The sequence below is a fragment of the Flavobacterium sp. genome (assembly GCF_035760125.1).
GTDB lineage: Bacteria > Bacteroidota > Bacteroidia > Flavobacteriales > Flavobacteriaceae > Flavobacterium.
In genome coordinates, this window is record NZ_DASTTN010000531.1 from 1 (window position 1) to 8,014 (window position 8,014).

Below are 8,014 nucleotides of genomic sequence, written 5' to 3' on the forward strand. Positions count from 1 at the left end.
CTTTTCGGCTGTAACCAATTCCATTTGGACTGCAATTTCCCTAACTTCGGGTTTTGTTAATTCACCAATTGGAAACAAAGCTTTAGATAATTGTTCTTGGGATAATTGGCATAAAAAATAAGATTGATCTTTATTGTTATCAACACCTGCTAGGAGTTGATACACTTTTTCACCATTGACTTCGATTTCACCTTTTCGGCAATAATGTCCAGTTGCCACATAATCGGCACCAAGACTCAAAGCGATTTTCATAAAAACGTCAAATTTTATTTCGCGGTTACAAAGTACGTCTGGATTTGGAGTTCTCCCTTTTTCGTACTCGCTAAACATATAATCAACGATTTTTTCTTGATATTGTTCGCTTAAATCAACTGTTTGAAAAGGAATACCTAATTTTTCGGCAACCAATAAAGCATCGTTACTATCTTCCAACCAAGGACATTCATTTGAAATTGTCACTGAATCATCATGCCAATTCTTCATAAAAAGACCTATTACCTCATATCCTTGCTCTTGCAACAAATATGCTGCTACACTTGAATCTACACCACCAGAAAGACCTACAACTACACGTTTCATATGTTGATAATATTTTTTTATTGGTCATATGAAATTCGCATATCAGCATTGGCATTACATACCAAACTAAAGATTATGCTCACTTCATTATTAACAATTTTATTTAATCTTTTGCAAAAGTACAAATAATATGGCTAGTTAAGACTATTTGAGATTGATGAAAACAATACTGTAATAGCCCGAATTAATACTATTTTTATCTTTAATGCAATACAAAATGGCAAAACAAAAGATAAATTCAATTTGCGCTTATTTTTCTATCAAACAAAACAATGGATATATATAATATATAATATCTAAAATCTTAATCTATTTTTACTTTATCCTTTTTGAGCTGTGGTTTTTTAGGCTTATCCATATTTTCTTCACTTTCCAATTTTCCATTGATAAAAAACTGCCACTTTCCAACTTTCTTGCCATTTTTGAACTTTCCTTTAGCAATAACAAGATCATTTGGGTCTTTATAAATGGCCTCACCTTCGTATTCACCATTTTTAAAAAAGCTTTTTTCCAAAACAATTCCCTTCTCGGAATATTTTTTATAAACCCCTTCTTTTAATCCATTCTTATAAATTGTTTCATCCACAATTTTACCGTTTGGATAATACACAGTTCGGATTCCCTCGAGTTTTCCGTTTTTATAATTCTCCAAAGTCATAATTGCTTTTGAAGCCTTATGATAGTATTTCCATGGCCCTTCACGCAATTTGTTTACCTCTTTACCTTCACTCACAATATTTTTATTCTGGTCATAAAAAATGGTGTAACAAGAGTTGTCCTTAGCATTAAAAGTTCTTGTCGCAATAATAGATTTTGCTTTTGTATCATCAAAAAAATTAAAAACACCTACTTCTTTACCATGTTCAAAAGTCCCCTCATATCTCTGCCTCCCAGATTCTTCATAAAATCCTTTCCAAACACCATGTTTTACTCCATTCTCATCTACTGGATTGGAATCTGTTTGGGAAAAAACAACCTGGCAACATAAAAAAAGAGTCAAAAATCTAAAAATACAAAACATACAATTTTAATTAAATTATCTAAAAGCCAACAACATAACATTAAAAATAAACATTTATTATGAGTCAATATTATTTTATAAAAGTACATAAAACTTAATAATCCAAAATTATAAAAAGGCTTAATAATTGGTTTATTATATACTGAAATACTATAAAAAAGCAACGAGAAAAAAAATCGCTCTTCTAAGGAAAAATTGCAATCAAAAAATTATATTTTGTTTACTATTTTTAAATAAATATAAATCAAAAAAGAAGTATCAAAAAAATTAAAAACCTCATAAAAAACTATAATCCAAACTATTAAACAACAAAATAAAAACAAAAATAGAGTAATAAACAAATTATAAAAGAAACATAAATTTTTATTTTTTGTTTAATTATTTTTAAATAATATTAAACAAACTAAATATTTATAATTAGTTTTGTTAAGCAATAAACACCTAACAATCAACACTTAATAATTAATATTATGAAAAATCCATTGAAATTCAAAAAAGTAATAGCTTTAGCACTTTTAATAATCATTGGCACATCATGCAACAATGATGACAATACAACTGCAACACCAGCTGCAGATAATACTATTACTGGAATAGCTTCAAGTAATGCCGATTTCTCCATATTAGTTGAAGCATTAACAAAAGCTGATTTAGCAACGACCCTAAAAGGAGTTGGCCCATATACTGTATTTGCACCAACAAATGCCGCATTTACCGCTTTTCTCAAAACCACACCTTATGCCGCTATTAAAGATGTACCAAAAGAAGCTTTGACACAAATATTACTCAATCACGTAGTAAGTGGCACAGTAAAATCTACCGATTTAACAACAGGCTACATTAAAACTCTTGCAAAAGGTGGAGCATCAACAACTAACACGCTAAGTATGTTTGTAAATACTTCATCTGGAGTAAAATTGAACGGCATTGCCAAAGTCGTTACAGCAGATATTATGGCAACAAATGGTGTAATACATGTTGTAGATGCTGTAATAGGACTTCCTACAATTGTAGACCATGCGATTGCCAATCCAAACTTTACCACATTAGTAGCTGCATTAACCTATAATCCAGCCTCAGGGTTTACAGGAATACTATCTGGTACAGCAAGTTCTCCTTTCACCGTTTTCGCTCCAACAAATAATGCATTTGGGGCATTCTTAACAGAAACAGGTTATTCTGGTTTATCAGCAATTCCGGCCAATGTATTAGAAAAAACATTAAAATACCATGTAGTTGCTGGTGCCAATGTAGAATCAAAACAATTGACAAATGATCAAGTTGTAACTACTTTTTCCGGTCAAAATGTTACCGTAAAATTTACTCCAACCCGTTTACTAGATGTTAGTGGCAGAAATTGTAACATAATCTCAACGGACGTACAATGCTCCAATGGAATCATACACGTTTTAGATAAAGTTTTATTACCTACTTTTTAATAAATGAATTTAATTGGTTGTTAATTGTAATTTGTTAAAACAGAAAAGCTCCTATTTCACAAGGAGCTTTTCTATTTACATTCTATTTATTTTTTTATTTCTTTTTTGCTTTCTGAGCTTCGGCTTGTTCCATAGCTTCTTGCAATCTCTGTTGAAATTTACCTGGTTTCTTAGGCTCTTTCAACTTGTTCTCTTGAATTTGAGCATGAATCTTATCTGGATCTACAATGTGATTTTTGATAACAAACATAATTCCGATAGTAATTAAATTCGACATAAAGTTATACAAACTTAATCCCGCACCGTAACCATTAAAGAAAATCAACATCATAAGCGGTGAAATATAAATCATATATTTCATCATCTTAGCCATATCAGGCATTCCTTCTTGTTGAGGAGCTGCCATTTGTTGATCTCCAGAAGTCATTTTCATATAAAAGAAAATCGCAATGGCTGCCATCAATGGAAACAAACCAATATGATCTCCATATAATGGAATGTGGAATGGTAATTTATAAATAGAGTCAAATGAAGACAAGTCATCCGCCCAAAGGAAACCTTTCTGTCTCAATTCAAATGCTGATGGAAAAAACTGAAACGAAGCATACATAAATGGTATTTGAATCAAGGCCGGAATACAACCCGCCATAGGATTCACACCCGCTTTATTATACAATTTCATTGTTTCTTGTTGTTTTTTCATTGGGTCTTTTTTGAATTTCTCACCCAATTCAGTAATCTCTGGTCTCAATACTTTCATTTTGGCCTGAGACAAGAATGACTTATAAGTAATAGGCGACATCGCTATTTTTATGATAATCGTAAAAATAATAATCGCTATTCCATAAGAAATATTACTACTCAAAAATCCAAATAATGGGATAAAAATAAATTTATTAATCCATCCAAAAATTCCCCAACCTAGTGGCACTATTTTCTCCATGCCCTTATCATAAGCTTTCAGAGTAGCATAATCTGTTGGTCCAAAATACCAATTCATTTTATAATCTACTTCACCATTTTGAAATGCCAATGGTACTGCAGCATTAAATTGCTTTGTAAAAATAGTATCTTTTGTTTCATCCAATACCAAATTATTTGATTTCAAACTTGCTTTTTCAAAAGAAGTATTGGTTAACAGAATAGATGTAAAGAAATGTTGTTTGAAAGCAATATAATCCACTTTTTCAGGATTTTCTTCTTTGTCTTTTCCGGCACCCACATAATCATGTTTTCCATCTTTATACTGAAAACGTAATTCGGCAAATCTATTTTCGTACGAAACACTTTTCTCCGTTCTGAACGCTTTCAAATTCCATTGTAAATCCAATGGCTTAGCAGTATTCAACACTTTACTCAATCCCTGGGAACTAATATCAAAACCAACCATATAGTCGTTTGGTTTCAAAATATATTTGTATTCCAAGAATTCATTGGCTCCTGATTTCAATTTCATCGAAAGAATTTGATCAGCTCCAACTTTAGTCAATGTAGGTTCAAAATACAAGTCTTTTGTATTCAAAACTCTATTATCATTTGTTTGCAATTGAATATTCAAATCGGCATTGTTGTCTTTAATCAAAGAAACCAATTGCCCTGAATTCTTCTTGAATTTTTCAAAATTCTTCAAAGTGGCTTCTACAATGTAACCTCCTTTATTGGCGATTTTTAATAATACAAAATCATTTTCGATTGTTGTAACATCATTTTTCGCTGACGGTAAAGTCGCAGAATAAGCAAAACCGCCTAACGTTTTTTGCAATTGAGCCAATTGTGTAGAATCACCAACTACAGCAGCCGTTGGAGTTACAACTGATTTTACGGATGCAGCTTTAGCTTGCGCTTCTTTTGCAACCAATTCTTTTTTAGCCTTTTCCGCAGCAAGTTGCGCCTCTGAAGGTTTGTTTTGGTACATCATCCAAAGAAAGATACCAATAATCAATACAATACCTATAACCGAGTTAAGGTCTAATTTTTTTTCTTCCATTTTATTTATTATTGTTTTCGTCTTTCTAATTTTAAATAAATTAGAAACTGATTCTATTAGTTATCAAAATGTATTGTTGTTACACCTTTTGACAACTATTATGCCAAATAATCTAATTCTAAAATTTTATTTCTTTTTTGCTTTAACGGCAGCAGCAACAAAACTAACAAAAATAGGATGTGGGTTCGCCACAGTACTCTTATATTCTGGGTGGTATTGTACACCAATAAAGAAAGGATGATCTGCTAATTCTACAATCTCTACTAGGCCTGTATCAGGATTTACACCAGAAGAAATCAATCCCGCTTTTTGCAATTGATCAACATATTGGTTATTGTATTCGTAACGATGACGGTGACGTTCCGATATTGATGTTTTTCCGTAAATTTTGTGTGCCAATGAATCTGGTGTGATATCACATTTCCATGCTCCAAGACGCATTGTACCTCCTTTATCTGTAATTGTTTTTTGATCTTCCATCAAATTCACAACAGGATGTGTCGTTTTGTCATTCATTTCGGTAGAATTGGCATCCGCTAATCCTAATATATTTCTAGAATATTCGATAATTGACATTTGCATTCCCAGACAAATTCCGAAAAATGGAATCTTATTTTCACGAGCATAACGAATGGCTTCTATTTTACCTTCGATTCCTCTTTCCCCAAAACCTGGAGCTACAAGAATCCCATCTAATCCAGATAATTTTTCTTTAATATTCTCTGAATCTATAAATTCAGAATGTATAGAAATTACATTTACTTTGGTTTCATTAGCAGCACCTGAATGAATGAAAGCCTCTAGAATTGATTTGTAACAATCTTGCATTTCTACATATTTCCCAATCAAACCAATATTAACTGTATGTTTTGGAAATTTTAATCTACGTAAAAATGTATTCCAGTTTTTTAAATCTGGAGCCGCTTTTTTAGGTAAATCCAATTTTTTCAAAGCAACAACATCCAATCCTTCTTCCAACATTAAATTTGGCACTTCATAAATTGTAGAAGCATCGATAGATTGAATAACTGCTTCCCTTTTTACATTACAAAACAAAGCCAATTTATTGCGAATTTCATCTGAAATCTCATGCTCTGTTCTACAAACTAAAATATCAGCTTTGATTCCGCTTTCCATCAAAGTTTTTACGGAGTGCTGTGTTGGTTTAGTTTTTAATTCACCTGCAGCAGCCAAATAAGGAACCAAAGTTAAATGGATAACAATAGCGTTATTTTCACCTAAATCCCACACCAACTGACGAACAGATTCAATATAAGGCAAAGACTCAATATCACCAACAGTACCACCAATTTCAGTAATAACAATATCAAAATCACCTGATTTACCAAGCAATTGCATTCTTTCCTTAATTTCGTTTGTGATATGAGGAACAACCTGAACAGTTTTACCCAAAAATTCTCCTCTACGTTCTTTTTCTATAACCGAAAGATAAATTCTACCAGTAGTTACGTTGTTCGCTTGAGAAGTCGGAACATTCAAGAAACGCTCGTAGTGTCCTAAATCCAAATCTGTTTCCGCACCATCATCAGTTACATAACATTCTCCGTGTTCGTAAGGATTTAAAGTTCCTGGATCGACATTGATATAAGGATCAAATTTTTGAATAGTTGTTCTGTACCCTCTTGCTTGTAACAATTTTGCCAAAGAAGCCGCAATAATTCCTTTTCCTAAAGAAGAAGTCACACCACCTGTAACAAAAATATATTTCGTTTGATTCATTCTGTTGTTGTTTGTATTGTAGTTATGTAAAAAACGTGGCAAAAGTACAAATTTAATTGGAATAGTAGACTGTCCAATTATTAGAATTTTAGACTTATTAGATTATTGGCTAATTGGCAAACAACTTTAATTTAACCATCTAAAATTCTAATAAATTAACATTCCAATTAAGGTTTTGGATACTTCTTTTTTATGTTTCGGATTAATTCTTCGAGTCCGTTGAGTTTTAGCTCATAAATTAATTTCAATTGATCGCCAAGTTCTCCTTTTGGAAAACCTTTATTGCTGTACCACACAATGTAATACTCTGGAATATCAATAAGAAACCAACCTTCGTATTTACCAAATGGCATTTTGGTGTGAGCCAGTTTTATGAGTTGTTTTTGGTTTTGGTCCATTTTTTAAGAGAATAGAAAATAGAGAATAGATGCAATGAAGAAATCTTTATTCTATACTCTGTTTTCTATATTCTCAATTTTATTATTTCCAATTAAAAGTAATTCGCTTATCAATATCAGTATTCAAACTCAGGTAAACAGGACAGGTTATTGCAGCCCTTTCCAGGATAGTTTTGTCTTTTTGCTCCGTAACACCTTGCATTTCAAAAACAATTTCGATAGCGCCAATTTTTCTAGGCTCAGCATTCATAATTTTGGTAACAGAAGCTGTTGAGCCTTTAAAATCAACATTCATATCTCTTGCTTTTATTCCCATAATTGTCATCATACAAGTTGCCAAAGCATTGGCAACTGAATCTGTTGGAGAAAAAGCTTCTCCTTTTCCGTTATTATCTACTGGAGCATCTGACAAGATTTCACTCCCAGATTGTATGTGTATAGAGGAAGTTCTCAAATCCCCTAAATAAGTTACTTTTGAAGTCATTTTTTTGAATTTTCTATTTTATATTTTCTGCTATCTAAACACTACTTCGCTTCTTTAATACTCAAATCAGTATCATAATACAGGATGTAAACTCCTTTATTAGCATATCCTCCTTCGTCTTTTTTGTGATATTCAAACTTGTTTTCAACTTGTTCGGTTATCATCGTCTCTGCAGTTTCCTGATAAGTTTTATCTTGTGACAAACGCATCATTGTATCAAAAGTAATATCAAAACCACGTATAGCAAATGTACTTGGATTAACTTTATTCTTTTTTCTGTAACTCTGCATGAATATCTGAGCTTCTGGAGTATTATTTTCACGAGTTGCAGAAGGATACATCAAATGAAGCTTGGTCAAATTCTCA

At 32.0% G+C, this 8,014-nt stretch carries 7 protein-coding genes and 1 pseudogene; 1 reads left to right on the forward strand and 7 read right to left on the reverse strand.

What is annotated here, in order from left to right; translation table 11 throughout:
- Window positions 1-579: tRNA 2-thiouridine(34) synthase MnmA (gene mnmA / locus VFS71_RS18915; RefSeq protein ID WP_326403208.1), on the reverse strand; the 579-nt coding region annotated here is incomplete at its 3' end.
- Between the two features lie 304 nt (window positions 580-883).
- The gene (locus VFS71_RS18920; protein WP_326403210.1) at window positions 884-1,600 is read right to left on the reverse strand and encodes a hypothetical protein; all 717 of its coding nucleotides are present in this window, start codon (window positions 1,598-1,600) and stop codon (window positions 884-886) included.
- 470 nt (window positions 1,601-2,070) lie between these two features.
- Here VFS71_RS18920 and VFS71_RS18925 point away from each other — a divergent pair, with 470 nt between their 5' ends.
- Window positions 2,071-3,039, forward strand: a complete 969-nt coding sequence (locus VFS71_RS18925; RefSeq protein ID WP_326403212.1) for a fasciclin domain-containing protein — start codon at window positions 2,071-2,073, stop codon at window positions 3,037-3,039.
- Between the two features lie 94 nt (window positions 3,040-3,133).
- On the opposite strand, the gene yidC is transcribed toward VFS71_RS18925, so the two are convergent.
- From yidC to VFS71_RS18950, 5 genes and pseudogenes are all read right to left on the reverse strand, one after another.
- Complete coding sequence (gene yidC, locus VFS71_RS18930; RefSeq protein ID WP_326403213.1) at window positions 3,134-5,026, reverse strand: membrane protein insertase YidC; 1,893 nt, start codon at window positions 5,024-5,026, stop codon at window positions 3,134-3,136.
- 126 nt (window positions 5,027-5,152) lie between these two features.
- A complete protein-coding gene (locus tag VFS71_RS18935; protein ID WP_326403215.1) occupies window positions 5,153-6,766 on the reverse strand; it encodes a CTP synthase in 1,614 nt (537 codons plus the stop codon).
- A 167-nt stretch (window positions 6,767-6,933) separates the two neighbouring features.
- A complete protein-coding gene (locus VFS71_RS18940; RefSeq protein ID WP_116795759.1) occupies window positions 6,934-7,164 on the reverse strand; it encodes a DUF3820 family protein in 231 nt (76 codons plus the stop codon).
- A gap of 82 nt (window positions 7,165-7,246) precedes the next feature.
- Window positions 7,247-7,648, reverse strand: coding sequence for an OsmC family protein (locus VFS71_RS18945; RefSeq protein WP_326403216.1), 402 nt, complete (start codon window positions 7,646-7,648; stop codon window positions 7,247-7,249).
- Between the two features lie 41 nt (window positions 7,649-7,689).
- Window positions 7,690-8,014: pseudogene (locus VFS71_RS18950) on the reverse strand (peptidoglycan-binding protein); the annotation flags it as partial.

Coding starts and splice junctions, on each gene's coding strand:
- VFS71_RS18940 (WP_116795759.1), bottom strand. CDS start 7,164: ATGGACCAAAACCAAAAACAACTCATAAAACTGGCTCACACCAAAATG.
- VFS71_RS18920 (WP_326403210.1), bottom strand. CDS start 1,600: ATGTTTTGTATTTTTAGATTTTTGACTCTTTTTTTATGTTGCCAGGTT.
- VFS71_RS18935 (WP_326403215.1), bottom strand. CDS start 6,766: ATGAATCAAACGAAATATATTTTTGTTACAGGTGGTGTGACTTCTTCT.
- yidC (WP_326403213.1), bottom strand. CDS start 5,026: ATGGAAGAAAAAAAATTAGACCTTAACTCGGTTATAGGTATTGTATTG.
- VFS71_RS18945 (WP_326403216.1), bottom strand. CDS start 7,648: ATGACTTCAAAAGTAACTTATTTAGGGGATTTGAGAACTTCCTCTATA.
- VFS71_RS18925 (WP_326403212.1), top strand. CDS start 2,071: ATGAAAAATCCATTGAAATTCAAAAAAGTAATAGCTTTAGCACTTTTA.